Source organism: Roseateles sp. P5_E1 (assembly GCF_054049335.1).
The window spans coordinates 1-542 of record NZ_JBFUMN010000418.1; the positions used below are offsets into that span (position 1 = coordinate 1).

Annotated in this window: 1 protein-coding gene; it reads left to right on the top strand. The window is 67.9% G+C overall.

The window, feature by feature from the left end:
• A partial coding sequence (locus ACXJKJ_RS31850; protein ID WP_457395722.1) for a cache domain-containing protein occupies nt 1–542 on the top strand: 542 nt, incomplete at both ends.

A 542-nucleotide genomic window follows, 5' to 3' on the forward strand; every position in this document is an offset into this window, starting at 1 on the left:
TGGCCCTGCAGGGCGTGGTGCTCAACAGCCGCGGCAACAAGGAAGCGCTGGCGCGGCGCATGCCGTTCATCAGCGATCCCTACCAGTCCGCCACGGGACGGCTGCTGGTGGCGATCTCGCACCCGATCTTCAGCGCGCAGGGCCAGTACAAGGGCTACGTCAGCGGCACCATCTACCTGCGCGAGCGCAGCATCCTGCAGACGCTGCTGGGCAAGCACTACTACCGCGATGGCTCCTACCTGTACGTGGTCGACCGCAACGGCCGCATCCTGTCCCACATCGAGCCGGCCCGGGTCGGTCAGGTCGCGATGGAAAACCCGGTGGTGCAGGCGGTCAGCAAGGGCCACTCCGGCGCCCAGCATGTGCGCAACAGCCACGGCGTGCAGATGCTGGCCGGCTATGCGCCGGTGCCGATCGTCGGCTGGGGTGTGGTTGCCCAGCGTCCGACCGAGGCGACGCTGTCGGCGCTGTCCACGCTGATGGCAGCGGTGATCTGGAACGCCATACCGCTGGGCGTGCTGTCGCTGCTGATCACCTGGTGG